Origin of the sequence: Goodfellowiella coeruleoviolacea (assembly GCF_024171785.1) — a bacterium.
Classification (GTDB): Bacteria; Actinomycetota; Actinomycetes; order Mycobacteriales; family Pseudonocardiaceae; genus Goodfellowiella; species Goodfellowiella coeruleoviolacea.
Genome location: NZ_JAMTCK010000021.1, coordinates 35179 through 59020, shown reverse-complemented (window position 1 = coordinate 59020; position 23842 = coordinate 35179). Strand labels below are relative to the sequence as shown.

General features: G+C 70.3%; 26 protein-coding genes. 11 read left to right on the top strand and 15 right to left on the bottom strand.

Annotated features, from left to right (window positions below; translation table 11 throughout):
- Positions 1 to 11 precede the first annotated feature (11 nt).
- Positions 12 to 650, bottom strand: a complete 639-nt coding sequence (locus LX83_RS34180; protein ID WP_253779292.1) for a DUF2306 domain-containing protein — start codon at positions 648 to 650, stop codon at positions 12 to 14.
- A 236-nt stretch (positions 651 to 886) separates the two neighbouring features.
- On the opposite strand from LX83_RS34180, the gene LX83_RS34175 reads away from it, so the two are divergent.
- Positions 887 to 1675: a TetR/AcrR family transcriptional regulator gene (locus LX83_RS34175; RefSeq protein ID WP_253779290.1), complete on the top strand. Its 789-nt coding sequence runs from the start codon at positions 887 to 889 to the stop codon at positions 1673 to 1675.
- 85 nt (positions 1676 to 1760) lie between these two features.
- Here the strand turns inward: LX83_RS34175 and LX83_RS34170 are convergent, their stop codons facing one another.
- The gene (locus LX83_RS34170) at positions 1761 to 2426 is read right to left on the bottom strand and encodes a DUF4097 family beta strand repeat-containing protein (protein WP_253779287.1); all 666 of its coding nucleotides are present in this window, start codon (positions 2424 to 2426) and stop codon (positions 1761 to 1763) included.
- Between the two features lie 224 nt (positions 2427 to 2650).
- Here LX83_RS34170 and LX83_RS38825 point away from each other — a divergent pair, with 224 nt between their 5' ends.
- Together LX83_RS38825 and LX83_RS34155 are read left to right on the top strand one after the other, a co-directional pair.
- On the top strand, positions 2651 to 3424 hold the full coding sequence (locus LX83_RS38825; RefSeq protein ID WP_407649729.1) for a GbsR/MarR family transcriptional regulator: 774 nt from the start codon (positions 2651 to 2653) through the stop codon (positions 3422 to 3424).
- 130 nt (positions 3425 to 3554) lie between these two features.
- A complete protein-coding gene (locus LX83_RS34155; RefSeq protein ID WP_253779284.1) occupies positions 3555 to 4130 on the top strand; it encodes a dihydrofolate reductase family protein in 576 nt (191 codons plus the stop codon).
- On the opposite strand, the gene LX83_RS34150 is transcribed toward LX83_RS34155, so the two are convergent.
- The 3 genes from LX83_RS34150 to LX83_RS34140 are packed head-to-tail and all read right to left on the bottom strand — an operon-like array spanning position 4120 to position 5617.
- The gene (locus tag LX83_RS34150; RefSeq protein WP_253779281.1) at positions 4120 to 4575 is read right to left on the bottom strand and encodes a hypothetical protein; all 456 of its coding nucleotides are present in this window, start codon (positions 4573 to 4575) and stop codon (positions 4120 to 4122) included. The genes LX83_RS34155 and LX83_RS34150 overlap by 11 nt on opposite strands.
- Complete coding sequence (locus LX83_RS34145; RefSeq protein WP_253779279.1) at positions 4575 to 5207, bottom strand: bifunctional DNA primase/polymerase; 633 nt, start codon at positions 5205 to 5207, stop codon at positions 4575 to 4577. The genes LX83_RS34150 and LX83_RS34145 overlap by 1 nt, the downstream gene beginning before the upstream one ends.
- Before the next feature lie 17 nt (positions 5208 to 5224).
- Complete coding sequence (locus LX83_RS34140; RefSeq protein WP_253779276.1) at positions 5225 to 5617, bottom strand: hypothetical protein; 393 nt, start codon at positions 5615 to 5617, stop codon at positions 5225 to 5227.
- A gap of 214 nt (positions 5618 to 5831) precedes the next feature.
- Here LX83_RS34140 and LX83_RS34135 point away from each other — a divergent pair, with 214 nt between their 5' ends.
- The 4 genes from LX83_RS34135 to LX83_RS34120 are packed head-to-tail and all read left to right on the top strand — an operon-like array spanning position 5832 to position 7344.
- Complete coding sequence (locus tag LX83_RS34135) at positions 5832 to 6683, top strand: helix-turn-helix domain-containing protein (RefSeq protein ID WP_253779273.1); 852 nt, start codon at positions 5832 to 5834, stop codon at positions 6681 to 6683.
- The gene (locus LX83_RS34130; protein ID WP_308204108.1) at positions 6683 to 6880 is read left to right on the top strand and encodes a DUF397 domain-containing protein; all 198 of its coding nucleotides are present in this window, start codon (positions 6683 to 6685) and stop codon (positions 6878 to 6880) included. The genes LX83_RS34135 and LX83_RS34130 overlap by 1 nt, the downstream gene beginning before the upstream one ends.
- An 18-nt stretch (positions 6881 to 6898) precedes the next feature.
- Entirely contained in the window at positions 6899 to 7096 is a 198-nt protein-coding gene (locus tag LX83_RS34125; protein WP_253779267.1) for a DUF397 domain-containing protein, read from the top strand.
- Positions 7042 to 7344 carry a DUF397 domain-containing protein gene (locus tag LX83_RS34120; RefSeq protein WP_308204107.1) on the top strand — a complete coding sequence of 101 codons (303 nt, stop codon included), beginning with the start codon at positions 7042 to 7044 and terminating at the stop codon, positions 7342 to 7344. Before LX83_RS34125 ends, LX83_RS34120 begins: the two co-directional genes overlap by 55 nt.
- Positions 7345 to 7401: 57 nt before the next feature.
- Here LX83_RS34120 and LX83_RS34115 read toward each other — a convergent pair whose 3' ends face one another.
- The 3 genes from LX83_RS34115 to LX83_RS34105 form a co-directional block, all read right to left on the bottom strand.
- The gene (locus LX83_RS34115; RefSeq protein ID WP_253779262.1) at positions 7402 to 8007 is read right to left on the bottom strand and encodes a DUF6461 domain-containing protein; all 606 of its coding nucleotides are present in this window, start codon (positions 8005 to 8007) and stop codon (positions 7402 to 7404) included.
- The gene (locus LX83_RS38600; RefSeq protein ID WP_253779258.1) at positions 7995 to 8597 is read right to left on the bottom strand and encodes a NucA/NucB deoxyribonuclease domain-containing protein; all 603 of its coding nucleotides are present in this window, start codon (positions 8595 to 8597) and stop codon (positions 7995 to 7997) included. Before LX83_RS38600 ends, LX83_RS34115 begins: the two co-directional genes overlap by 13 nt.
- A 179-nt stretch (positions 8598 to 8776) precedes the next feature.
- A complete protein-coding gene (locus tag LX83_RS34105; RefSeq protein WP_253779255.1) occupies positions 8777 to 9502 on the bottom strand; it encodes a TetR/AcrR family transcriptional regulator in 726 nt (241 codons plus the stop codon).
- 94 nt (positions 9503 to 9596) lie between these two features.
- On the opposite strand from LX83_RS34105, the gene LX83_RS34100 reads away from it, so the two are divergent.
- The gene (locus LX83_RS34100) at positions 9597 to 10655 is read left to right on the top strand and encodes an amidohydrolase family protein (RefSeq protein WP_253779252.1); all 1059 of its coding nucleotides are present in this window, start codon (positions 9597 to 9599) and stop codon (positions 10653 to 10655) included.
- 151 nt (positions 10656 to 10806) lie between these two features.
- On the opposite strand, the gene LX83_RS34095 is transcribed toward LX83_RS34100, so the two are convergent.
- The 4 genes from LX83_RS34095 to LX83_RS34080 all read right to left on the bottom strand — a co-directional run bounded on the left by LX83_RS34095 (position 10807) and on the right by LX83_RS34080 (position 15794).
- Positions 10807 to 11106 carry a hypothetical protein gene (locus LX83_RS34095; RefSeq protein WP_253779249.1) on the bottom strand — a complete coding sequence of 100 codons (300 nt, stop codon included), beginning with the start codon at positions 11104 to 11106 and terminating at the stop codon, positions 10807 to 10809.
- A 115-nt stretch (positions 11107 to 11221) separates the two neighbouring features.
- Positions 11222 to 13111, bottom strand: coding sequence for an ABC transporter ATP-binding protein (locus LX83_RS34090; protein ID WP_253779246.1), 1890 nt, complete (start codon positions 13109 to 13111; stop codon positions 11222 to 11224).
- 152 nt (positions 13112 to 13263) lie between these two features.
- Positions 13264 to 14997, bottom strand: a complete 1734-nt coding sequence (locus LX83_RS34085) for an ABC transporter ATP-binding protein (RefSeq protein WP_253779243.1) — start codon at positions 14995 to 14997, stop codon at positions 13264 to 13266.
- Positions 14998 to 15206: 209 nt separating this feature from the next.
- On the bottom strand, positions 15207 to 15794 hold the full coding sequence (locus LX83_RS34080) for an NADPH-dependent FMN reductase (protein WP_253779240.1): 588 nt from the start codon (positions 15792 to 15794) through the stop codon (positions 15207 to 15209).
- A 61-nt stretch (positions 15795 to 15855) separates the two neighbouring features.
- Between LX83_RS34080 and soxR the strand changes: the two genes are divergently transcribed.
- The 3 genes from soxR to LX83_RS34065 are packed head-to-tail and all read left to right on the top strand — an operon-like array spanning position 15856 to position 20539.
- Complete coding sequence (gene soxR / locus LX83_RS34075) at positions 15856 to 16302, top strand: redox-sensitive transcriptional activator SoxR (protein ID WP_407649731.1); 447 nt, start codon at positions 15856 to 15858, stop codon at positions 16300 to 16302.
- Between the two features lie 46 nt (positions 16303 to 16348).
- Entirely contained in the window at positions 16349 to 19309 is a 2961-nt protein-coding gene (locus tag LX83_RS34070; protein WP_253779235.1) for a DUF4132 domain-containing protein, read from the top strand.
- Between the two features lie 60 nt (positions 19310 to 19369).
- On the top strand, positions 19370 to 20539 hold the full coding sequence (locus LX83_RS34065; RefSeq protein WP_253779232.1) for a helix-turn-helix transcriptional regulator: 1170 nt from the start codon (positions 19370 to 19372) through the stop codon (positions 20537 to 20539).
- Here the strand turns inward: LX83_RS34065 and LX83_RS34060 are convergent.
- The 3 genes from LX83_RS34060 to LX83_RS34050 form a co-directional block, all read right to left on the bottom strand.
- A complete protein-coding gene (locus LX83_RS34060; RefSeq protein WP_253779229.1) occupies positions 20530 to 21447 on the bottom strand; it encodes an SDR family oxidoreductase in 918 nt (305 codons plus the stop codon). The two genes, LX83_RS34065 and LX83_RS34060, sit on opposite strands and share 10 nt — an antisense overlap.
- Before the next feature lie 123 nt (positions 21448 to 21570).
- On the bottom strand, positions 21571 to 22734 hold the full coding sequence (gene murG / locus LX83_RS34055) for an undecaprenyldiphospho-muramoylpentapeptide beta-N-acetylglucosaminyltransferase (protein ID WP_253779226.1): 1164 nt from the start codon (positions 22732 to 22734) through the stop codon (positions 21571 to 21573).
- 210 nt (positions 22735 to 22944) lie between these two features.
- Positions 22945 to 23832: a DUF2268 domain-containing protein gene (locus LX83_RS34050; RefSeq protein ID WP_253779210.1), complete on the bottom strand. Its 888-nt coding sequence runs from the start codon at positions 23830 to 23832 to the stop codon at positions 22945 to 22947.
- Between the last annotated feature and the right edge of the window lie 10 nt (positions 23833 to 23842).

Sequence of the window (23842 nt, the reverse complement as noted above, 5' to 3'; positions counted from 1 at the left end):
GCTGGACCCGTTCACGCCGGGCGAGCGGCCCCGGGCTTGCGGCGTTCCAGCAGCCAGTCCGCGAGCAGCAGCAGGAGCAGGGGGCTTAACCACGGCCCGATGCTCGCGGCGCTGTACCGCATCAGCTCCGCGCTGCCGAGGAAGGTGGTGTCCACCTGGGGCATGAGCACGATCATGGCCACCGTGTTGACGACCCGGCTCAGCACGATCGACATGGTCAGCGCGAAGCTGCGTGTCATCCACCTGCGGTGATCACCGTAGCGGCGCTGCCGGGCGGCCCGCAGCCCGATGGCCGTGACCACGAGCCACAGTGCCGAGCCCACCAGGTTGGCCACCCGCACCGAGGGACCGGCCGCGGTGTGCCAGCCGATGTACAGCCCGAGCAGCCCGGCGGGCAGCACCCCGGCGAAGACGTAGATCCGGCCGGTGAGGCGGTGGCCCCGCCGGTGGTTGTTGCGGAACGCGGGCCAGATCTGGAAGCACGCGGTCACCATCGCGACGGTGCCGAACAGGACGTGCGCGACGAGCAGCGGGTAGTAGACGTGGTTGCCCGGCGGCGGGGGCAGGCGGGACAGGGACGGGTCGAAGGTCAGGTAGGGCGGCACGGAGAAGCCCAGGAACACCACGACCACCAGCAGCAACGGCCCCATCCAGGGGCGGCGCCACCACGCTGGCGGGCGGCGGGCCGGAGCTGAGGGGGCCGACGCCGAGGGAACCGGAGCCGAGGGAGCCGGCGCCGAGGGGGCCGGCGCCGCGCTGGGCGTGTTCGTCGTTGAGGTCATGTCTGCTGAGGTCATGTCTTCGGTCCGTTCGGGGGAGGCACGATGGAGAAACTACGTACACCATACACCTCAACGTATGGCATACACAGTTTTAGACTGACCTGGTGACACGCGACAGCAAGGGGCCGGATCCCCAGCGCAGCCTCACCCTGCTGTGGGCTGGGCGCGCCCGGGGCCGGCGCGGTCCTCGGCCGCAGCTCTCGGTGGAGCGGATCGCGCAGGCCGCGATCCGGATCGCGGACACCGACGGCCTGGACGCGCTGTCGATGCAGCGCATCGCCACCGAACTCGGCTACTCCACGATGTCCATCTACAACCACATCCCCAGCAAGGACCTGCTGCTGGAGGTGGTGGCCGACGTCGGGGCAGGCAAGCCACCCGAACTCGACAGCACCGGCGACTTCCGGCACGCGGTCCGGCAGTGGGTCGCCGCGCTGTGGGCCGGCTTCCAGACCCGTCCCTGGCTGCTGCGCGTCCCGCTCGGCCACTCATCGATGGGGCCCCACCAGCTCGCCTGGCTCGACCGCCTGCTGCAACCCCTGCTCAGGGCCGGCCTGGTGGGTGGCGAGGCACGGGCGGCGGCCCTGCACCTGACCGCGGTCGTGCGCGGTCAGGCCCAGATCAGCATCGCCCTGACCAGCGCACCCCCGGCCGACGAGGGGCTTTCCCGCGGCGAGGCCGAACTGGCCCAACTGCTCGCCACGTTCATCAACCCGAGGGACTACCCCGCGCTGGCCGCCGTCCAGGCCGCCGAGACCGCGGCCGACCTCGCCGAGCACGAGCGGGCGGACCGGGAAGCGTTCCCCGGCGCGCTCAGCTTCGGGGTGGACCGGTTCCTGGACGGCGTCGAGGCCTGGGTGGCGGCCAAGTCGCACCGGCGCGACAACGGCTGAGCGGCCGGCTTCCTCCGGCCGCGGGGCGGGCGCCCGGGCGAACGGCCCGCCGAGCGGCTCGGCGTCGAGGTCACCGCGTGCCCGGTCAGCGGCTGCGGGCGGTGATGTCGCCGTAGTCGGTGGTCGCGTGGATGGCCAGGTCGGCGACGCCTCCGGTGTTCCTGAGCGCGTTGTGCACCCGGCCGTAGCTGGTGCCGGCGTCCAGGGTGGCGGACACCCCGGCGGCGGCGCCGACCGTCACGTTGCCGGCCTGGGTGCGCAGCACGACCGTGCCGCGCACGGCCTCGGTGATCTGGATGTCGCCCTTTCCGGTGCTGATCTCGGCGGGGCCGGTGAGGCGGCCGATCGAGACGTCACCGGCGTGGGTGGTGAGGTGGACGCTCGCGGCCTCGTCGAGTTCGACCGCACCGTGCGAGCCCTCGACGACCACGTCGCCGAGCCGTCCGACGCCGCGGAACTCGGCGCTGGCCGCCGTCGCGCTGACCCGGGAACCGGCGGGCAGCTGCACCGTCACCTCGATGGACCCGGAGGGGCCGAGGATCTGGTTCTTCGCCGTGGCCTCGATCCGCAGGACGCCGTCGCCGTACTCGACCACGGTCTGCTCGGCCACCTTCACGTCGCGGCTCCTGGCGGCGTCGGCGGGCCGGATCTCCACCACGGTGTCGGCCCGGTCGGTGGCGATGAACTGGACGCGCCCGGCGGGGATGTCGAGGGTGGCGGCGATCGGGGCGGGGGTGTCGAACTTCTGCATCGTGGTCTCCGCTGGCTCGTTGTTTCTGACACCGGAAACGCTACGTTGCGTTTCAGTAGTCGGCAACACTCTCGTTGCGCTCGCTTTGCATTTCCGCAGCTAGAAGCTCGAATATTGTTGCAATGGAGCTAAGAGCAACGCAACGGCAGGCAGCTCGATCGTTGCAATGGAACGAGAATGAACGCTATGCTGGCGGGGTATTGGGCAACACGGAGGAGGTCGCCATGCCGGGAGGCAGGCTCACCCAACAGGAACGCCAGCAGATCGCACTGGGGCTGGCCGACAGCCTCCCCTACGCGGAGATCGCCCGCCGCCTCGACCGGCCGACCTCGACGATCACCCGCGAGGTGATGCGCAACGGCGGCCCCACCGCCTACCGCGCCGACCTGGCCCACCGCGCCACCGAACGCCGCGCGCACCGGCGCAGGCAGGCCGCGCCCCGGGGTCAGCAGGCACCCCCGCAGGCGCACGGACGCGACGCCGAGGCCGTGCGCGAGTACGAGGAGGCGTTCACCACCCTGCTCATGCAGTCGGGCCTGCCCAAGATGACCGCCCGGGTGCTGACCTGCCTCTACACCACCGACGCCGGCAGTCTCACCGCGGCCGAACTCGCCAGGCACCTCCAGGTCAGCCCGGCGTCCATCTCCAAGGCGGTCACGTTGCTCGAAAGCCAGGGTCTCCTCGTCCGGAAACGCGACGAAGGCCGGCGTGAGCGCTACGTCGCCGACAGCGGCGTCTTCTACCAGTCGATGGTCGCCGCCGCCGAATCCCACGCCCAGCTCGCCGCGACCGCGCGGCAGGGCGTCGCCATCCTCGGCCGCGACTCCCCGGCCGCCATCCGACTGGAGAACATCGCCCGCTTCGTCGACTTCGTCGGCGAGAGCATCCTCCGCGCGGCCGGACAGGCCCGTGAGATCCTCTACGCGGACTCCGGCACCACCTCGGGCGAGGTTGCCACGCCAGGTTCGGACGCGGCTGAGCCGACGCCCTCGGCGTGAGCGCGCCCGCGTCGGTCGGTCGACAGCTGTGCCCGGCGTCACAAATCTTCGCGTCGCGCGGTGTCGAACTCGGCGGCCCCCGATCGACGCACTGACGACAACACGGCAGGACCAACCCGAGGAGCACCCGATGCGCACCCTGATCACCACCGCGTTCGTCTCGCTGGACGGCGTTGTCGAGGCACCCGGTGGGGAACCGGGCTACCGCAACTCGGGTTGGACCGTCAACGGCGTGCGGTTCGACGAGGCCGCCTACGAGATCAAGGGCCGCGAGCAGGCCGAGGCCACCGCGATGCTGCTGGGCCGGGTCAGCTACCAGGCGTTCGCCCCGGTGTGGCCGAGCATGACCGCGGAGTTCCCCGGCTACAACGCGATGCCGAAGTACGTCGTGTCGAGCACGCTGCGGGACGAGGACCTGGTGTCCAACTGGGGCGAGACCACGATCCTGCGCACGCTGGACGACGTGGCCGCGCTCAAGGAGACCGAGGGCGGGCCGATCATCGTGCACGGCAGCGCCACCCTGAACCGCAACCTGTCCGACGCCGGCCTGATCGACCGCTACCACCTGCTGGTCTTCCCGGTCCTGCTCGGCGCGGGCAAGCGGCTGTTCAGCGCCACCGACAAGGACAGGCAGAACCTCGCGCTGGTGGAGAGCCAGGCCTACGCCAACGGGGTGCAGAAGCTGGTCTACGACGTCACCCGGTGACCACCAGCGCGTGCCGGCCGGTGGGACCGCCGCCGTGGTCGAGCGGGTGTTCGGCCGCGGCGGACACCAGGGCGTGCCGGGGCCGCCGCTGATGGACCGGCCGCTCCCACGTCGGCCGCCCCGGCGCGGTGCGTTGCCGTGCTGGTCGCCCCAGCGGAGCGCAGGGCTGGAACACGGCGGGGTCGAGCTGACCGCGACCGGCGGTCAGTCGAACGCTCACCCGGTACAGCGGCTCGGTCACCGGTTCCCCTTCGGCGGCCCCGGTGTCACTCTGTCCGAAGTGGACAACGTCGGCGCGGACCCGGGCGAGCACGGCGGCGACGGAGCATTCCGGCGCGTAGGCCGAGTGCTCGCCGTGCACGTCGCGGCACGTCCACAGCAGACCGATCGCGATGCCCACCACCAGTGCGCCGGCCGCGACGCAGAACGTCCACAGTGGAGACATCAGCGCGGCACCCCCGGTCGCCGCCGGGTGGCCAGCCTGCGCACCGCGGCGACGACCGCCGCGCAGGTGATGGCCGCGTCGCACAGCCGCCAGCCAACGCTGTCCGGGTGCCGCCACCAGACCACCTCGAAGTTCTTGGCCCGGGTCGGCGGCGCCGCGATCCACGCCCCGTCCGCGTCCAACAGCAGCACGTCACCCGGCCGGCAGCCGAGGCCCGCCGGCGCGCTCACCCCCGGCTCGACCAGGAAGTACGCCTGGCCCTCGTCGGCGCGGTAGAGCACCGGCCCCGGGCGGCGCCGGAACCGCCGGTTGTGGAACACCAACTCGGCGATGTTCCAGGCCAGGGACAGCACGGCGAACGCGGTCCCCGGCCGGATCAGCACCGAGGGCACCAGCGGGTTGTCGTCCCCGCCCCACCACCGGGCGATCGTGGCCGCGTCGGTGGTGGCGTCCTCCAGCGGCACGGCCGGCAGCAGGCGCTGGGTGTCCAGCAGCGCGCCAGGGGCGACGTAGCCGCGCGCTGTCCACACCGATCCCGGGAGCACCATCCACCCGTGCTCGGCGTAGTCCAGGGCCGCCCGGTGCGCTCGGCGCCGGGCCAACCCGTGAACCGTGTCGTCCTGGCTCTGCATGAGTCCCCCCTGTGATGTCATCGCCACCTGCGAGACTGCCGGACCGCGGGGCGGCCACACCAGCGTTCGCGGAAACCGGACGCTGCCGGCACGCACAGGTGACTTGGTGCGGTGAACGGCCGGCTCGGCGCCCCCGGTAGCCCGGGCGCGGGCACCTGCCGCAACTCCCCGACCACACCGACCAGCGGACCCTCCGCCCGCCAGACCACGTTGCGGTCGTCGAAGAGCCGGTCGTCCCGACCGGCCAGGGACCGGATGGCGGTCACGTCGTCCTCGGCGCGCAGGTGCAGCAGGTCGAGGTAGCCGGGCCAGATCCGGAAGAACAGGAAGGTGCGCGCCACCTCGTCGTCCCCGGGCGCGTCCACCCGCTTGAACCTGTTCTCCAGCAGGTAGTTCAGCGCCGCGTTCACCTGCCGCATCCCCCCGAGCCCCATCACAACCCGCCACTCCTCACCACGTCCGCGGCAGCGGTCAACAGGTGCCTCATGGCCCACCTCCGGGGTGTCGTCTCGTCCCTGGGACACTGGTGCCGTCCTGACTAAGACGCGGCGTCCCTGGGACAGAGCCACAAGTCCCCGATCGGGCGATCTTCAGCCACTCGGCGTGAATACCTAGGATTCAGACATGCCTGCCGCCGGCAACACTCCACGTGCTCGCGCTCTTGGTGCGGAACTCCGCGAACTCCGCAATGCCGCCGGCTTCGGCGTCCGAGAACTGGCGCGACACCTTGGGATTTCTCGATCTTCGCTGTCCCGTTACGAATCCGGGCAGAGCGTGCCAGAGGTCAGGATTGTCGCCATGATTCTCGGTGCGCTCGGCGTGACCACCGCCGACCGGGATCGCATTCTTGATCTTGCCGAGGACGCGAAGGACGCCACCTGGTTGGAGACCAGTATCCCCGGCGTCCACCGGCAGCTACTCGCGCTGATCGAATTCGAGCGGACCGCCAGGCTCATCACCGAAGTATCACCACTGCTGATCCCTGGTCTACTTCAGACCGGCGACTACGCCCGGGCGATCATGACCGGCGCCGGGCATCGCGGGCACGAGGCAGAAAGCCGCGTGATGGTTCGACTTGGCCGCAAAGAGATTTTGGTGCGTCGCAAGCCTGTGGAACTCGTCGCCCTGATCGGCGAACAAGCCATCCGGCAGCCTCTCGGTGGTCCTGATGTCATGGCCGAACAGCTGCATCACCTCAGCGAGATGGCCCAACGTCCCAATATCACCATACAGGTCATTCCAGCAACCGGATCGATCTGGCATCCCGGGCTAACCGGACCGTTCACTCTGCTCGAATTCCCACTGGCGCCGCCAATGGTCAACCTGGAACATCACCGGTCATCGTTGTTCCTCTTCGAGTCCGACGACGTATCCGTGTACAAAGATGTGGTAGGTACTGTCCGTTCGATAGCCATGAGCCCCGAAGAATCTGCCAAGCTCATCATCGACAGCAAAGACAAAATGGAGAAGGCATAATGATGACGGCATGTCTGGGAAACTGGCGAAGGTCCAGCTACAGCGGATCGGAGAACAACTGCGTGGAGCTGGCACACAGGCAGGGCGTAACCGCCGTCCGGGACAGCAAGAACGCCGGTGGACCAGCACTGATCTTCGGGCAAGCCACCCTTGACGCCTTCCTGCTCGCTATCAAGAATGAGCGGTTTGACCGCTGAAGTCTGAGGAGTGCCGCCATGAGCCAGAGCACTTGGCGCAGGTCCAGCTACAGCAATGGCCCGAACAACAACTGTCTCGAAGTGTTCTCAGCAGCGATCAGCCTCACCGGGGTACGCGACTCCAAGAACCCAGCCACCGAGATCTGGATTTCCCGCACGGCATGGGCAGACTTCCTCGCGCGTGCGAAAGATGGCGCACACGATCGGGCCATCTGAGCGGAGGGGAGATGCTGAGCGCGCAGGAAACGACGGAAGTAGCTACATCCACCGGAGATCTGGCCTGGCCCGCCTGGCGCAAGGCGAGCAGGAGCGGCAGCGAGTCCAACTGCGTCGAACTCGCGCACACCGGGGGCATGTCCGCAGTCCGGGACAGCAAGAACCCCGCCGGGCCGGTGCTGATGTTCGGGCCGGCCGAACTCGCCGCGTTCCTCACCGCCGCCAAGGTCGGCCGGTTCGACGGCTGAGACTGCTCCCGTGATCCCCGGCCGCGCCCGTGCCAGCCGGGGATCACGTTCCGGTGGTCACGGTCGCCGCGCGTTCGCCACGTTCGCAAGCATCACGTCGGGATCCGGAACCCGGTAGGTGGGCAACTTCTGGTCGAGCCAGGTCCGATCGAACGCCACACCGGTCTGCTGTTCCAAGTAGGCGAGACAGGTGGCCCGCAACGCCTCAACCGTGACGCCGACACCGTGCATCCACGGCGGAACCAGCTCGTGCACGTCGTATGACGGGCAGCCGGTCATCAACTCCAGGTAGGCGGTCATCTTTCCGTCAATCGCCTGGCTCAGCAGGTGGATCGCGTTGAAACTCCAGTACACGCCAAAGAACCGGCCACCACCGGCCGATGCGCGGCGGGCTATCTCCGGAACCGACCCACTCCAGCCGTTGTTCTCCAGCACGACCACATGTCGGTCGCGCTCCAGAACCTGGATCTGGAAGTACTTTCCGAAGTCCGGTTCGGGAACCAGAGCCTCATCGAACGTCAACGAGCCGACGGGCCGCGCCGGGTCACCCCCGTACACCCCGATCACCCGGTCACTCGTGGCGCCCGCGACCACGGCGACGGTCATGGCCAGGTCGAGACCGGGGTCCTCGGCCCACTCGTACTTCTTGATCAGCTCCCGCATGCGCGATCCTTCGCGATATCCACACCCGAGAACTCCTGATCGGCAATGTCATCGGGATTGGCAATGACCACTAAGAACTCTTCACCCTCGGCGATGGAAGCATAGGCCCACCGAAGGGTTCCTCCTTGACAAGAGTTCTCCCGCAAGGGAACGTTGGCTGTGCGCGCACCACTTCCACCTTCGCTGGTTGACGCGAACGGGTACTCCTCACAGCTGTTCTTGTCAGGAGCGGTTTGTGGATATTTTCCTGGCGGGCACGCGGCACTCCTGTTCGCCCGCTCAGCGGCTTTGTTCCTGGTCAGGATACCTGGCTTCCCCTCGGACCAGGCCAAGGACATGTTTCGAGTGATGAACGGCATCTTCGCCGCGTCCATCACAACCACCTTGGTATCCCCGCACATTTTGTTCTGAATGAGGTGCTGACTGGCGCACTGCGTCGCTGTTGACTTCGCACTACTGGCCACCAACACACTAGTATTCCCATCGCTGATGCGCTCAGTACCGCCGCCGAGCAGTCCATCAATGAGACCGGTCGCGGTGTCGATGACCTTGTTGGCGCCAAACACCACGACGAGCGCCACGGTGATCACCAGCGGAACCAGCAGGCCACCTTTACTACGTGTCCTCACAGACCCCCCTCACCTGCCCCGGGTTGCACCGGTCGACGAGGTGCCCCACGGCAAGCACGAGCATAACTCAGCGTAACTACTCGATTACGGTTAATGTAGAGTCGGTCCTGCCGCGTGCATAAGTGAGGTAGACGCCGTCGTCAGCGCTCGGCGGTCAGGCGGTCGAGCCATTCGCCCAGCAGGTGTTGTTCCGCGCTGCTGAGGGCTGTCTGCTCGGGCAGCAGTGCGCGTAGCGCTCGGGCCGCGCCGGCGGGTCCCGGGTCGCGCACGGCGGGTTCGTCCAGGGTGACGGCGGCGACCATGGCTTCGCGCATGGTGCTGAGCAGGGCCGGGTCACGCCGGTCGTCGGGCAGGGACAGCCAGGTGAGCACGGCGCCGCGCGCGGTCGCGTGGATGAGCGAGGCGGCGAGGTCTGCGTCCACCCGGAGCAGGCCGCTCGCGGCCAGGCGGTGGATGCGCTCGAACAGGATCCGCATGCCGGCCTGGAAGGCGGCCGAGTTCGTGCCGCGTCTGGGCTCGCCGTACATCAACGCGTACAGCTCGGGATTGGCCAGCCCGAACTCGACCGCGAGGTCCCAGCCGGCGCGCAGGTCGTCAACGGGGTCCTCGGGTCGGGCGTCGGCGTGCTTGGCCGCGAGGAACCTGGCGTAGCCGTCCTCGGCCACCGCCTCCAGCAGCCCGTCCTTGTCGCCGAACAGGCGGTAGATCGCCGGGGCCTGCATCCCGGCCGCGGCGGCGACCGCACGGGTGGTGACCGCGTCACGGCCCTCGCGCACGAGCAGGTCCGCCGCCGCCGCCACGACCCGCTGCCTGGCGGCCTCGCGAGCGGCGACCTCGGTGTCCACGCCATCCGACCCGGCATCCACATATCAATGGTAACAGCCACTTGTTTCCAACGATGATATCGGTGATACCGTAACCTCAGTATCACCGGAAACCCCAGGAAGGGGTGCTGCTGGCATGTCCGAGAAGCTGCGCATCGTCGGTCTTGAAGAACACGTGGTCCTGCCGGTCCAACTCGACGCGTGGGCGCGGGCGGGCGTGCAACCGCACGTCTACGGCGAGGACCACCCGGTCACCCGAAGGGTGCGCGACGTCGGTGAGCAGCGCCTGGCCGACATGGACGACCAGGGCATCGACGTCGCGGTGCTGTCCCTGGCCACGCCGGGCGTGCAGAACCTCCCGGCCGCCGAGGCCGTGCGAGTCGCGCGCGAGGCCAACGACGCGCTCGCCGAGATCGTCGACACCAACCCGCTGCGATTCCAGGCGTTCGCGGCCATCCCCACGCCCGCGCCCGAGGCCGCCGCCGCGGAGTTGGAGCGCGCCGTCACCCAACTCGGCTTTCGCGGCGCGATGCTGTACGGCCGCACCGGCGACACACTGGCCGACGCACCGGAGTTCGACGACCTCTACGCGACCGCCGAGCGGCTCCGCGTCCCGCTGCACTTCCACCCGCAGGCCCCGGTGCCGGCGGTCCAGCGGGCGTACTACTCGGGGCTGCCCAACGGGGTGGGGCCGGCGCTGGCCACCGCCGGGCTGGGCTGGTACTACGACCTCGGCGTGCAGTACCTGCGGATGATCTTCTCCGGGGTGTTCGACCGCCATCCCCAGCTCCAGGTGATCGCCGGACACTGGGGCGAGGTCGTCCTGTTCTACCTCGACCACGTCGGCTTCCTGCAGGACATGGCCGGGCTGCGGCAACCGCTGATCGACTACTTCCGGCGGAACTTCTGGGTGGCCGGCAGCGGCACGGTCAGCGAGCGCTACCTGCGCTGGACGGCCGAGGTCGTCGGAACCGACCGGATGCTCTACTCGACCGACTACCCCTACACCTTCGGCACCCGGCCCGGTGGCTTCCCCTACCTGGACACCAGCGGCGGCACCGCCCGGTCCTTCCTCGAAGGCGCGCCGTTCACCGAGGCGGAGAAGGCCGCCATCGGGTCTGGCAACTGGGAGCGCCTGACCGGCCACGTCACCAGCGGGAGCGGTTGGGGAACGATGCCGAAACGCATCAACTAGCAGGCACTGAGGTTCGCGTCAGATGTCGCGATAGACACTGCCACGAGATGCGATTCGGACGCCCAGAACGATCAACTCGTCGTCTTCGATGGAATACACCACACGGTAGTCGCCTTGGCGGGACGCCGTAGTTTCACGGTGTAGCGCCCAGTCACCTTGGACCGTCCTCCGGGAAAGCAGACAGATCGTCGGCGTACTCGGCCAGAACGTCTTCCAACGGGACATCAGGCCCCGTGTCTGCCAGCGCGACACGAGCAGCGCGGATGTCCTCGGCGTCTTCCAACGCCTCCACCGCAGCCGCTCCGGCGGCAGCGACGTCCGCCGGCACGATCGCCGCAATGGGCTCACCGTCGCGGACGAGGTACACGACCTGCCCGTCAACCGCCGCCTCGACCGCCTCGGCCGGTGCGCCGCTGTGCGGAGGAAGCTCAAATGCGTGCGCCGCTGTCATGGTTTTCAGGGTACGGCGTTCACTCAGGCCATGGGCGTATCAGACGGGTGAGGAATCTGTGACCGAGCGTCGGCCTGCTGACGAGCGAACAGGCCGACGCTCGATCCGGCTCGGGTCAGTCCAGTTCGGCCACGGCCTGGGCGAACTGGGCGGCGTAGAGCCGGGCGTAGGCGCCGTCGGCGGCGAGCAGTTGTTCGTGGTTGCCCTGCTCGACGATGCGGCCGGACTCCATCACCAGGATGACGTCCGCGTCGCGGATGGTGGACAGCCGGTGGGCGATGACGAAGCTGGTGCGGCCGGTGCGCAGTTCGGTCATGGCGTGCTGGATCAGCACCTCCGTGCGGGTGTCCACCGAGCTGGTGGCCTCGTCCAGCACCAGGATGGCCGGCTCGGTCAGGAACGCCCTGGCGATGGTCAGCAGCTGCTTCTCGCCCGCGCTGACCCCGGCGCCCTCGTCGTCCATCACCGTGTCGTAGCCGTCCGGCAGGGTGCGCACGAACCGGTCCACGTGGGTGGCCTGGGCCGCCGCCACGACCTGCTCGCGGGTGGCGTTGTCCACGCCGTAGGCGATGTTCTCCGCGATGGTGCCGCCGAACAGCCAGGTGTCCTGCAACACCATGCCGATCCGGCCGCGCAGCTCCTCCCGGGACATGCTGGCGATGTCCACCCCGTCCAGGGTGATCCGGCCGCCGGTCACCTCGTAGAACCGCATCAGCAGGTTGACCAGGGTGGTCTTGCCGGCGCCGGTGGGGCCGACGATGGCCACGGTCTGGCCCGGTTCCACGGTCAGCGACAGGTTCTCGATCAGCGGCTTGTCCGGCTCGTAGCGGAACGACACGTTCTCGAACGCCACCCGGCCGGTGACCCGCTCCGGGCGCTGCGGCTGGGCCGGGTCCGGCTCCTGCTCGTCCGCGTCGAGCAGGTCGAACACGCGCTCGGCCGAGGCCACGCCGGACTGGAGCAGGTTGGCCATGGACGCCACCTGGGTGATCGGCTGGGTGAACTGCCGGGAGTACTGGATGAACGCCTGCACCTCGCCCAGCGACAGCGAGCCCGAGGCCACCCGCAGGCCGCCGATCACGGCCACCAGCACGTAGTTCAGGTTGCCGATGAACATCATGGCCGGCTGGATGAAGCCGGAGATGAACTGCGCCCGGAAGCTCGACGCGAACAGGGCGTTGTTGTGCTCGGCGAACACGTCCGCGGCCTGCTGCTGCCGGCCGAAGACCTTCACCAGGGTGTGCCCGGTGTACATCTCCTCGATGTGCGCGTTGAGCTTGCCTGTGGTGGCCCACTGCTTGATGAACTGCGGCTGGGCCCGCTTGCCGATGGTGGTGGCCACGACCACCGACACCGGCACGGTCACCACGGCGACCAGCGCGAGCAGCGGCGAGATCCACAGCATCATGGCCAGCACGCCGACCACGGTGAGCAGCGCGGTCACCATCTGGCTGAGCGCCTGCTGCATGGTCTGGGTGATGTTGTCGATGTCGTTGGTCGTCCTGGACAGCACCTCGCCGCGCGGCTGCTTGTCGAAGTAGCTCAACGGCAGCCGGGCCAGCTTGGTCTCGGCCTGCTCGCGCAGCCGGTAGGCCATCCGCCCCACGACCAACGCGGTCAGCCGGCCCTGGAACAGCTGCAACAGCGACGCTGTCAGGAAGATCGCCAGCACGCCGAGCAGCACCTGGCCGACCGCGCCGAAGTCGATGCCCTGGCCGGGCACCACGTCCATGGTGGCGAGCATGTCGGCGAAGGTGTCCTGGCCCTGCGCGCGTAAGCCGGCGACCAGCACGTCCTTGCTCACGCCCGCCGGCAGCTGCGCGCCGATCACCCCGGTGAAGATCAGGTCGGTGGCCTCGCCGAGCACCCGGGGGCCGACCGAGTTCAACGCGACCGCGATCACGCCGAGCGCCAGCACGGCCACCACGAGCAGGCGTTCCGGGCGCATCATCCGCAGCAGGCGGCGGCTGGAGCCCTTGAAGTTCAAGGACTTCTCGGTGGGCATGCCACCACGCATGAACCCGGGGCCGCCACCGCCGCCGGGCCCCGGTCCCCTGGCCGGCACACCCGCCGGGCGGGCGGGCCCTCCGGCGGGTGGTCCTCCTGCGGGTGGTCCTCCGGCGGGTGGCTGTCCGCTCGGCCGCTGGTCGGTGGTGCTCACGCCGCCTCCTGTTCGGTGAGCTGGGAGAGCACGATCTCCCGGTAGGTCTGGTTGCCCGCCATCAGCTCGGCGTGGGTGCCGGTGCCGACCACGCGGCCCTCGTCGAGCACGACGATGCGGTCGGCGTTGCGGATGGTCGACACCCGCTGGGCCACGATCACCACGGTGGCGTCCCTGGTCTCGGTGGCCAGCGCGGCGCGCAGGGCGGCGTCGGTGGCGTAGTCCAGTGCCGAGAACGAGTCGTCGAACAGGTAGATCTCGGGTTTGGCGACCAGCAGCCGGGCGATGGCCAGGCGCTGGCGCTGACCACCGGACACGTTGCTGCCGCCCTGCCCGATGGGGGCGTTGAGCTGCTCGGGCAACTGCTCCACGAAGTCGCGGGCCTGGGCGACCTCCAGGGCGTGCCAGAGGTCCTCGTCGGTGGCGTCCGGGTTGCCGTAGCGCAGGTTGGAGGCGATCGTCCCGGAGAACAGGTACGGCTTCTGCGGCACCAGCCCGACCAGCCCGGCCAGCTGGGCCGGGGCCAGCTCGCGCACGTCCACGCCGTTGATCAGCACGCTGCCGCCGGTGGCGTCGAACAGCCGGGGGACCAGGTTGAGCAGGGTGGTCTTGCCACTGCCGGTGGAGCCGATGACCGCGGTGGTCTCGCCGGGCCGGGCGATCAGGTTCACCGCGCGCAGCACGGGTTCCTCGGCGCCCGGGTAGTGGAACTCGACGTCGCGGATCTCCAGGTGGCCGTGCTCGCGCAGGGTGGTGACCGGGGTGGTCGGCGGCGTCACACTGGTCTCGGTGTCCAGCACCTCCTGGATGCGCTCGGCGCACACCTCGGCGCGCGGGATCATCATGAACATGAACGTCGCCATCATCACGGCCATGAGGATCTGCATCAGGTAGCTCAGGAACGCGGTCATCGAGCCGATCTGCATGGAGCCGCTGGCGATGCGGTCCCCGCCGAACCAGACCACGGCCACGCTGGACAGGTTCATCACCAGGCCGACGATCGGGAACATCCAGGCCATCAGCCGGCCGGTGCCGATCTGCACGTCCATCAGGTCGCGGTTGGCCCTGGCGAACCGGGCCTGCTCGTGGCTGTCCCGGACGAAGGCCCTGATCACCCGGATACCGGTGATCTGCTCCCGCATCACCCGGTTGACCTGGTCGATCCGCTTCTGCATCGACCGGAACAGCGGCCGCATCCGCCGCACGACCAGGCTCACCGCGATGATCAGCACCGGCACGATGAGCAGCAGCAGCGCGGACAGCGGCACGTCCTCACCCAGCGCCAGCACGATGCCGCCGACGCACATGATCGGCGCGGACACCATCATGGTCAGGGTCATCACCACCAGCATCTGCACCTGCTGGACGTCGTTGGTGGTGCGGGTGATCAGCGACGGCGCGCCGAACTGGCCGACCTCGCGGACGGAGAACTCCTGGACCCGGGCGAAGATCGCGGCGCGGACGTCCCGACCGACCGCCATGGCCGTGCGGGCGCCGAAGAAGACGGCCGCACCGGAGCACACGATCTGCACCAGCGTCACGGCGAGCATCAGCCCACCCGTGCGGAGGATGTAGCCGGTGTCGCCCTTGACCACGCCGTCGTCGATGATGTCGGCGTTGAGCGTCGGCAGATACATGGTGGCCAGCGTCTGCACGAGCTGGAACACCACCACCAGGACGATGTCCCGGCGGTAGGGGCGCAGGTGTGCGCGCAGCAGTCGGATCAGCACATGGACCTTCCTGGGGGTTGTCTTGTCCGCGTGGGCGAGCGCCACCGCTGGCGCGGCGGTCAGGTCGATGATCTGACGTTCACAACATCTTTGTCTCGGAAATTCTCACCCCAGGTGATATCGACCTGCCGGGCCACCCATTACCAGCGGTGTTCCACCCTGGGCTGACACCGTCGGCTGATCCCTGCCCCGCTGACCCGCGGGTGGTGTCACTGGCCGTACGGCCGCTTGGCCCTGGCCTCGGCGAGCGCCCGGCCCCACCAGACCAGCTGGTCCAGCATGACCTTGGCCGCCGCGTTGCACCCGTCGGCGTCCTTGGGCTGACCGTTCTCGTCGAACTTGTCCCACGCCATGTGGAAGCTGACGGTGTCCCGAACGGTGACCGCGTGCAGTTCGGCGAACACCGGCCGCAGGTGCTCCACCGAGCGCAGGCCGCCGGCCAGGCCGCCGTAGGAGACGAAGCCGACCGGCTTGGCCTGCCACTCCTTGTGGTGCCAGTCGATCGCGTTCTTCAGCGAGGCCGGGTAGCTGTGGTTGTACTCGGGCGTGATGACCACGAACGCGTCGGCCTTGACCAGGCTGGCGCTGACCCGGGCCAGGGTGGCGGCCGCCTCGGGGGCCAGTTCGGCGCCCAGCACCACGGGCAGCTCGGTCTCGGCCAGGTCGACGACGTCGACGGAGAAGTCCTGGTGCTGGCGGGCCTGGTCGGCGAACCAGTTCGCCACCATGGGCGCGAACCGGCCCTCGCGGGTGCTGCCGACGATGATCGCGAGCTGGAGCTGTTCGGTTGAGGTCATGCGCAGAGCATCGAACTTAAACAATGGTTCAAGTCAAGCTAGCCTGGGCGCCGTGACACCGATTTCCTGTCGGCAGCGGGAACTGACCATCGGCGAGCTGTCCGAGCGCAGCGGCGTGCCCACCTCGGCGCTGCGCTTCTACGAGCGGGAAGGCCTCATCCACAGCCGGCGGACCAGCGGAAACCAGCGCCGGTTCGGCCGGGACATGCTGCGCCGGATCGCGTTCGTCCGCGTGTCGCAGCGCGTCGGCATCCCGCTGGCCATGATCCGCGACGCCCTGGGCCTGCTGCCCGAGGGCCGCACCCCGACCCGGGAGGACTGGGCCCGGCTGTCCCAGTGCTGGCACGACGACCTCACCAGCCGGATCACGCAGCTGGAGCGGTTGCGGGACAACCTCACCGACTGCATCGGCTGCGGGTGCCTGTCCATCGACCGCTGCCTGCTGGCCAACCCGGACGACGTGCTGAGCCAGCGGGGATCGGGCCCGCAGCGCGTGTTCACCGAGTAGGGCGGGGCAGCGCGGCTGTCGGTGCTGGTTCGTAGGGTGCGGCGGCATGCACACCGACGACCACACCATCGAGGTCACCCTGCCGGAGGAGGACAGCGTGCGCCTCCCGGAGGACTGGCTGCCCAAGCTCTTCCCGCGCCGCGACGGCCCTGCCGGGTCACCGATCGCGCTGGACGGCACGGCCGTGGCGGTCCTCCAGCGGCACGAGCGGAACATCAGCGACGTGGTGGCGCAGATGGGCGGCGATCCCGTGCTCGCCGACGCCGCCCGCGCCCACCTGCGCGGCGAGGTCACCCCGCTGAGCGCGGCGGTGATCGCCACCATCGCCGCTCAGGAGGCGCACTGGGACCAGCGGAACGAGATGAAGCTGTTCGCCGACGCGTGGATCACCACCCGAGGGCTGCGGTTCGCCGCCGAGGCCACCGCGGAACTCGCCCGGGTGCACGACCACAAGAGCATGTCCCGGACCCGCTACAACTACCTGCGCTTCCGCGCCGCCGATGACCACGACTGGGGAAGCGGCACCAACGAGCGGATCGCCAGGCGGATGCGCGCGTTCCTGGCGGTGGCCCCGGCGGACGAGCACCGGGACGCGGTCGAGGCGCTGGCGCGCCACCGCACCACCGACTTCCAGCGGACGGTCGTCTCGTTCCTGGTGCCCGACCAGACGCACTGGGTGGACGAGATCTGCCGTGCCGCGTCCACAGTGGACATGCACCAGGTGCAGTGGCGGCTGCTGCTCAGCTCGGTGGGCTCGGCCGGGCAGTTGGACCTGCTGCGCACCCGCGACCGGGAGTGGAAGTGGCTGGCCGGGGAGGAGCTGGTGGGCACCCTGCTGCAGGCGGTGGGCACCGCGCTGCTGCCCGAGTTGACCGACCTGGTCAACGCGACCTACCGGTACCCGCGGTTCGGACTGGCCTCGCTGCGTTCCCACGAGCCGCTCGCACTGGCGTCGCTGCCTTCCGACGAGGGACTCGCCCTGCTGGTGTCCGGACTGGACCAGGCGCAGACGCACCCGGCGGTCCGCCACGCCATGCGGAACTTCCCGGTGCGCGCGCTGCGCGTGCTGGCCAAGGCGTCCACCGGCACGTCCGCCGCCGCGACCTGCGCCGCCCGGCTGCTGGGGGTCCACGTGCGGACCAACCCCGAGCTGGTCGCGGCCGTGCTGCCGACACTGCCGGCGGAGATCCGGGCCGCGGTGGAGGGGGTGGACGCGCGACTGGGGTGGGTGCCGGAGGCGGCCGAGGACGACCTGCCGGAGCCGCTGGTCGCGCCGCCGTGGGCGCGCGGTCGCAAGCCGGCGCGGCGGACCGTGGTCAAGGACCTGGTGGCCACCGTGCCGGCGGACGCGGCGCGGGGCGACGACCCCCTGCTGGCGGCCCGCGCGCTCGTTCCGGACGCGCTGGGCAAGGCCGGCCCCCGGCAGCGCGGTGCCGAGGCCGCGCTGCGGCGCATCGCCGAGCACACCCCCGTGGCCGACATCGTGGCGGCGACCAAGGGCGATCACGGCGACAAGGCGGCGGAGGCGGTGGCCGCGCTGCTCAACACCGATCCGCTGGACTTCTTCCCCAGCGGGGCCAACCAGCTCCACCTCACCAGTGAACTCGACCTCGACGTGTTGCCGCAGGTGCTGCTGCGGGACCGGACCCGGGCGCTGCCCAGGACCGCCACCGGCCACCTCGTCACCATGCTCGCGCTGTCCAAGAAGGACCAGATCTACCCCGGCGTGTTCCTGGCCAGGGAGCATCTGGACCCGGCCTCGCTCGCCGAACTGGGCTGGCTGCTGTTCGAGTGGACCGGGCAGGCGGACTGGGCGTTGCACGCGCTGGCCGCGATCGGCGACGACACCACCGCGCGGCGGCTGGTCCCGGTCGTCCGGGCCTGGTCGGGTGCGGGTGAACCGGCCAAGGCCAAGGCGGGTGCGGCCGTGCTCGGTGCGATCGGCACCGACACCGCCCTGCTGTACCTGAGCGACATCGCGGACAAACCGCCGACCAAGGCGCTGGGCACGGCCGCGCGGGACGTGCTCGCCCAACTCGCCGCGCAGCGCGGCATCAGCGCCGACGAGCTGGTTGACCAGTTGGTGCCCGACTTCGGGTTGGACGCGCGCGGCAGCCTCACCCTCGACTACGGGCCGCGCCAGTTCACCGTGGGCTTCGACGAGCAGCTCAAGCCGTACGTGGCCGACGCGGACGGCACCCGCCGCAAGGACCTGCCCAAACCCGGCGCGCGCGACGACCAGGACCTGGCCCCGGCCGCCCACCAGCGGTTCACCGCGCTCAAGAAGGACGTGCGCACGGTCGCGGACGCCCAGATCAGGCGGTTCGAGCAGGCCATGATCGGCCAGCGCCGCTGGCCGGTCACGGAGTTCCGGCGCCTGTTCGTCGACCACCCGCTGCTCTGGCACCTCGTGCGCCGACTGGTCTGGTGCACAGGTGAGGCCGGCCAGTTCTTCCGGGTAGCCGAGGACCGCACGTTCGCCGACGTCGACGACACCACCCTCACCCTGCCGGACACGACCCTGGTCGGCATCGCCCACCCGCTGCACCTCGGCGACTCCCGGGCCGACTGGGTGGAGCTGTTCGACGACTACCAGATCAGCCAGCCGTTCCCGCAGTTGCACCGCGCTGTGTACCGGCTCACCGAGGAGGAGCGGGCCAGCACCGTGCTCACGCGGTTCCACGACACCACCGTCTCCACCTACCGCCTGGCCACCCTGGCGAAACGCGGCTGGCGGCGGGCGACGCTCAAGGAGAGCGGCGTGGAGCCGTGGATCTCCCGGCCGGTGTCGGCCGACTCGGCCGTCGTGGTCAGCCTCGACCCCGGGATGTACGCGGGTGACATCAGGCACTACCCGGAGCAGCGCATCACCGCTGTCTGGCTCGACTCCCGCCCGGAGGAGCACTGGGACGCCGATTCCGCCACGACCGCGTTCGGGACGGTGGACGCGGTGACCGCGTCCGAGCTGCTGCGCGAGCTGACCGAACTCGTCGAACTGGCCGACTGACCGACGTGGCCGCACTGGCCTGACCGGTCGGGCGCGGGCGGTTGGGGGAAGCTGTCGGGCATGCGTGCGGAACGACTGGTGGCCCTGCTGTTCACCCTGCAGCGCAAGCGCTCGGCCACCGTCCCGGAACTGGCCGCCGCGCTCGGGGTGTCCGAACGGACCCTGCACCGCGACCTGGCCGCGCTGCGCGAGGCCGGGGTTCCACTGTGGACGGAGCAGGGCCGGCACGGCGGGGTGCGGCTGGTCGAGGGCTGGCGGGCCAGGCTGGACGGGCTCACCGCCCGCGAGGTGGTGGCGATCTTCGCGTTGGGCGTGCCCGAGGCGCTGGCCGCGCTGGGCCTGGGCACGGCCGTGTCGGCTGCGCACGCCAAGGTGTCCGCCGCCCTGCCCGACCAGTTGCGGGCACAGGCCGAGCACGTGGCCGGGCGTTTCCACCTGGACGCGCGGGGCTGGTTCCGCACCCCGGACGAGGTGGGTGACGTGCTCGCGGTGCTGGCCCGTGCCGTGTGGGAGCAGCGGCGGCTGGCCATGCGCTACCAGCGGCGGTCCACTGTGGTCGATCGCGTGGTGGAGCCGCTGGGCCTGGTGCTCAAGGCGGGCGTCTGGTACCTGGTCGCCCGAGTGCCGGAGCCGCCCCGCGGATCGGCTGGTGCAGCCAGCCGAGAGCTGAATCAACGCGGATCGGGTGGCGCAGCCAGCCGAGAGCTGGATTGGCACGGATCGGGTGGCGCAGCCAGCCGAGAGCTGAATCAACACGGATCGGGTGGCGAAGGCAGCCGAGAGCTGGATTGGCACGGCCAGGTGCGCACCTACCGGGTGGCCCGGATCGCTGCCGCGGACGTGCTCGACGCGCGGTTCGACCGGCCGGACGGGTTCGACCTGGCCGGCTGGTGGCGGCAGTCCTCGGCCGCGTTCGAGCGGGTGTCGTTCCCGCTGCGGGCGCGGGTCCGGTTGAGTCCGCTGGCCCGGCGGGCACTGCCCAGTGTGATCGGCCCGGAGTACCTGGCCGAGGTGCTGCTGTCGCAGGGCGAGCCGGACGCGGACGGCTGGGCCGAGGCCGAACTCGCCGTGGAGAGCCACGAGATCGGCCTCAGCCAGCTCATCGCCCTTGGCGCCGGCGTCGAGGTGCTGGAGCCGGTGTCACTGCGGGCCGCGCTCGCCGAGGTCGGCGCCGCCATGGCCGCGCACAACGCCGTGCGCGGCCCCGACCAGCCGGCGGATCAGCGGTAGCCGGTGGCGTCGGCGGGCTTGCCGGCGTGCTCCACCTCCTCGATGTAGCGCCACGCGTCGGGCTGGCTGCCGTCCACGTCGGTGATGCCGTAGACCTTGGCCAGCTGTCCGCTGTTCACGGTCTGGCCGGACCAGCGGGCCCGGTCGGGGTCGGCGGCCAGGGCCGCCACCGCGCGGCCGGAGAACGTGGGCGTCTCCGAGATGCAGAAGTGCGGCTCCTTGGCGCACGCGTCCCGCCAGTTCTCCTCGGTCACGCCGTAGATCTCCAGCATGGCCTCGGAGCGCAGCCAGCCCGGGGTGAACGCCACCGCGGTGCCGCCGTGCGGTTCCAGTTCGGCGGCCAGCCCGACGGCCATCGGGTGCGCGGAGGCCTTGACCAGGTAGAACGGCAGTGCGGTTCCGGTGCGGTAGCGCGCGTTGTACTCGGCGGTGCCGTCGGTCAGCTCGACCACCAGCCCGCCGGGCCGGCGGATCAGCAGGGGCAGCAGGTGGTGGTGGGTGATCAGGTGCGCGTCAATGCCCAGGCGCACCTGGCGCAGCCCCTTGTCCAGCGAGTGCTCCCAGACCGGCTTGCCCCACTCCAGGTAGTTGTCCCCGCCCCACAGGCCGTTGACCAGGATGTCCAACCGCCCCTGCTCGGCGTCGATCCGCTCGGCCAGCGCCGCCACCTGGTCGCGCTCCAGGTGGTCCACCCGGACCGCGATGCCCTCGCCCCCGGCCGCGCGGACCAGGTCCGCGGTGTCCTCAATGGACTCGGCGCGGTCCACTTCGGACCGCTGGGTCCTGGTGGTCCGGCCGGTGACGTACACGGTGGCGCCGGCGCGGCCGAGTTCGGTCGCGATCGCCCGGCTCGCGCCGCGCGTGCCCCCGGCGACCAGCGCCACCTTGCCGGCGAGTGTGCTGCCCATGGTTCTCCCGTCGTTTCCAGTGCTTCCTGGTACGACGGCCACCGTGCCGGCAAACCCTGACAGGGCGTGACAAGGTTTCCGGCACCGATCCGAGGAGTGCTCCCGGTGTGCCCGGAGCCGGGCTCAGACGTGCGTGGGCGAGCTGATGGTGACCGGCAGCCCGGCCAGTTCGAGCACCCAGGAGGCGAGCTGCTCGGCCGCGTCGGAGCGGCCACCCCGCTGCGCCGCCTCGGCCATCTCGGCACGCCGCAGCGGGGTTGCGACCAGACCGCCGACCAGGGTCTCCAGCCGCTCGGCGGTCACCTCGGCGTCGGGCAGCAGCACGGCGGCGCCGATGTCGACCAGGGCACGCGCGTTGCGGGTCTGGTGGTCGTCGGCGGCGTGCGGGTAGGGCACCAGCACGGCGGGCAGCCCGACCTGGCGCAGCTCGGCGACGGTGGCCGCGCCGGCCCGGCACACCGCGAGGTCGCTCGCGGCGTACACGTGGTCCATCCGGTCGAAGTAGTCGACCGCCTGGGCCACCCGTTCGGCACCGGCCGCGGTGATCCGCCGGTTCAGCTCGTCCACGCCCTCCTGACCCGCCTTGATCAGCAACCGGACGTCGGTCCGGTCCCGCCAGCGCGCGGCCAGGTCGACGGCCGCGTGGTTGAGCCGGGTCGCGCCCAGGCTGCCGCCGTTGACCAGGACGAGGACCGTGTCCTCGGCCAGCCCGAGCGCGGCGCGGGCGGCCGGCCGCAGCGCGTCCCGGTCGTAGCGGGCCAGGTCGGCGCTCAGCGGCATGCCCACGATGCGGCGGTTGACCGAGTCCGGCAGGTACCGCTCGGCCTCGTCGAAGGCGAGCGCCACGTTGTCGGTGAACTTGGTGGAGAACCGGTTGGCCCGGCCGGGGATCGCGTTGGAGTCGTGCACCAGGGACTTGATGCCGGCCAGCCGGGCCGCCGCGATCAGCGGCGCGCTGGAGTACCCGCCCATGCCGACCGCGACCTGCGCCTGGGTCCGCTTGATCACCTGCTGGCACTGGGCGACCGAGCGGAGCAGGGCCGCGGGAAACCGCAGCCCGTTGCCCCGGGTCAGCGGCACCATGTCCACCGTCCGCAGCGGGTACCCGGCCTGCGGCACCAGCCGGCCCTCCAGCCCGCGGCGGGTGCCGACAAAGGTGATCCGCGCCGCGGGCACGGCCCGCCGAATGGTCTCGGCCAACGCCAGTCCGGGGTAGATGTGTCCGCCGAGGCCACCGGCGGCGATCACCACCGACAGGGTTCGGCGGCCCCCCTGAACAGCCTTCATCCCTCAATCATGGGACGGATTCCAGGCGAAGACGATGGCCTTGTCGACATTCACACCATTTTTCTTCCGCGAGCAACCAGAGCCGGGCTTGCCGCGCCCTATCGGGAGACGATCAACACTGCCGCCCCGACCAGCCCGGCGGCCGCACCGGGGGCGGCAGCACCACCCTCGGCTCAGCCGGACGGGGCGGTGCTGCCGCGATCCCGGTGATCAGCTCCGCTGGCGGAGCGCGGTGGCGATGATCTCCGCGCTGTCGGCGTGCAGGGCCTGTGCCGCGGTCTGCCCGGTCGCCGCCAGGTAGGCGTCCACCAGCCGGTTGCCGACGGCGTATCCGGCACCGGTCGGCAGCCCCACCGGGGTGGCGCCGTAGCGCTCGGCGTGGGTGTCACCGTGCACCCAGGCGGTGAAGTTCTGCATGCCGGTCACGTCGAGCCCGGTCACCACCTTCGCGAAAACCGCGTCGTCGTGCAGGTGCGGCACGCCGATGCGGGTGTAGCCCAGCTCGTCCCCGTGGAGCTGGCGGGCGAACGCGTCGGCCAGGCCCTCCGAGACCACGTGCTCGCCGACCGTGACGGTCATCGGATCCCACACCACCCCGCCCGGGCTGTAGCGCAGGTTGTGGTTCAGCTCGTGCACGACGGTGGCCTCCAGCCGGGCCACGTTCTCCGGGAAGGGCCACAGGGTGATCAGGATGTAGCCGGAGATCCCGCCGTTCCCGGTGACGCCGAGGCTGGGGCCCATGAAGAGGGCGTCACCGGGGTCGCCGAGCATGAGCAGCACGGTGATGTCCGGGGCCACCAGCCCCGGCGTCGCGGCCAACTGCACGTCGAGCGCGGTGTTGAGCGCGTCCCGCACCCGCTCCCACGCGCCGGCCTCCGCCAGCGTGTCGAGGGCGTCCAGGCAGCGTTCCTCGTCGCGGTCGAGGGGGAAACCGGACGCCATCTGGTGCATGGCCACCAGATCGACCTCCCCCGGGAAGTAGCGGTACATGCCGCTGATCGGTTCGAGCATCGAGCGCAGCGCGTCGCCACGCTCCTCGACCGGGGCCCGCAGCACCCGCCTCATCCCCGACAACGTGTCCACAACGGTGATCGCCATGTCCGTGGAC

Bases quoted from the DNA above. Each gene is read 5' to 3' on its own strand.
- LX83_RS34095 (WP_253779249.1), bottom strand. From the start codon at position 11,106: ATGACAGCGGCGCACGCATTTGAGCTTCCTCCGCACAGCGGCGCACCG.
- murG (WP_253779226.1), bottom strand. From the start codon at position 22,734: ATGAAGGCTGTTCAGGGGGGCCGCCGAACCCTGTCGGTGGTGATCGCC.
- LX83_RS34125 (WP_253779267.1), top strand. From the start codon at position 6,899: ATGAGCCAGAGCACTTGGCGCAGGTCCAGCTACAGCAATGGCCCGAAC.
- LX83_RS34090 (WP_253779246.1), bottom strand. From the start codon at position 13,111: ATGCCCACCGAGAAGTCCTTGAACTTCAAGGGCTCCAGCCGCCGCCTG.
- LX83_RS38825 (WP_407649729.1), top strand. From the start codon at position 2,651: ATGCCGGGAGGCAGGCTCACCCAACAGGAACGCCAGCAGATCGCACTG.
- LX83_RS34170 (WP_253779287.1), bottom strand. From the start codon at position 2,426: ATGCAGAAGTTCGACACCCCCGCCCCGATCGCCGCCACCCTCGACATC.
- LX83_RS34130 (WP_308204108.1), top strand. From the start codon at position 6,683: ATGATGACGGCATGTCTGGGAAACTGGCGAAGGTCCAGCTACAGCGGA.
- LX83_RS34135 (WP_253779273.1), top strand. From the start codon at position 5,832: ATGCCTGCCGCCGGCAACACTCCACGTGCTCGCGCTCTTGGTGCGGAA.
- LX83_RS34080 (WP_253779240.1), bottom strand. From the start codon at position 15,794: ATGACCTCAACCGAACAGCTCCAGCTCGCGATCATCGTCGGCAGCACC.
- LX83_RS34115 (WP_253779262.1), bottom strand. From the start codon at position 8,007: ATGCGGGAGCTGATCAAGAAGTACGAGTGGGCCGAGGACCCCGGTCTC.
- LX83_RS34100 (WP_253779252.1), top strand. From the start codon at position 9,597: ATGTCCGAGAAGCTGCGCATCGTCGGTCTTGAAGAACACGTGGTCCTG.
- LX83_RS34060 (WP_253779229.1), bottom strand. From the start codon at position 21,447: ATGGGCAGCACACTCGCCGGCAAGGTGGCGCTGGTCGCCGGGGGCACG.
- LX83_RS34070 (WP_253779235.1), top strand. From the start codon at position 16,349: ATGCACACCGACGACCACACCATCGAGGTCACCCTGCCGGAGGAGGAC.
- LX83_RS34120 (WP_308204107.1), top strand. From the start codon at position 7,042: ATGGGCAGACTTCCTCGCGCGTGCGAAAGATGGCGCACACGATCGGGC.
- LX83_RS34155 (WP_253779284.1), top strand. From the start codon at position 3,555: ATGCGCACCCTGATCACCACCGCGTTCGTCTCGCTGGACGGCGTTGTC.
- LX83_RS34065 (WP_253779232.1), top strand. From the start codon at position 19,370: ATGCGTGCGGAACGACTGGTGGCCCTGCTGTTCACCCTGCAGCGCAAG.
- LX83_RS34180 (WP_253779292.1), bottom strand. From the start codon at position 650: ATGGGGCCGTTGCTGCTGGTGGTCGTGGTGTTCCTGGGCTTCTCCGTG.
- LX83_RS34145 (WP_253779279.1), bottom strand. From the start codon at position 5,207: ATGCAGAGCCAGGACGACACGGTTCACGGGTTGGCCCGGCGCCGAGCG.
- LX83_RS34150 (WP_253779281.1), bottom strand. From the start codon at position 4,575: ATGTCTCCACTGTGGACGTTCTGCGTCGCGGCCGGCGCACTGGTGGTG.
- LX83_RS34050 (WP_253779210.1), bottom strand. From the start codon at position 23,832: ATGGCGATCACCGTTGTGGACACGTTGTCGGGGATGAGGCGGGTGCTG.